Here is a 461-nt window from a genome sequence, read left to right as displayed (position 1 = left end):
GTATAAATCGTTTTACTCCCTTTCGCGGGAGCCGTTTGCGAAAGAAACAGACCCGTCCGAGGCGTATCAAGGGGCGTCATTTCAGGAAGCGTTGCGGGCGCTGGAGTACGTGAAACGAACCCGGGGGATCGGGCTGTTGATCGGAGAGTCGGGGGCGGGCAAGACGTTCGCCCTTCGGGCGCTGAAAGAGTCATTGAATCCATCATTGTATCATGTCGTCTACTTTCCGTTATCCACCGGAGGCGTGATGGATTTTTACCGTGGACTGGCCTTGGGATTAGGAGAGGAACCGAAGTACCGCAAGGTAGACCTCTTCCGCCAAATCCAGCAGGCGATCGAGCGATTGTATCATGAACGGCGGACCACGCCGGGGTTCATATAGGCGGAGATGCATGTAGCGACGGATGCATTTTTACAGGACAGAGCGACCATGTTCACATCTGCGATGGATTCGACCAACC

Annotated in this window: 1 protein-coding gene; it reads left to right on the top strand. The window is 54.9% G+C overall.

Going from position 1 to position 461, the window contains the following annotated elements; genetic code table 11:
* On the top strand, positions 1 to 382 hold a 382-nt coding region (locus tag EUS26_RS16675), incomplete at its 5' end, for an ATP-binding protein (protein WP_202865190.1).
* Positions 383 to 461: the final 79 nt, after the last annotated feature.

The sequence above is a fragment of the Serinicoccus sediminis genome, assembly GCF_004153545.1.
GTDB classification, from domain to species: Bacteria; Actinomycetota; Actinomycetes; order Actinomycetales; family Dermatophilaceae; genus Ornithinicoccus; species Ornithinicoccus sediminis_A.
This window is presented reverse-complemented; position numbering and strand designations above follow the sequence as displayed.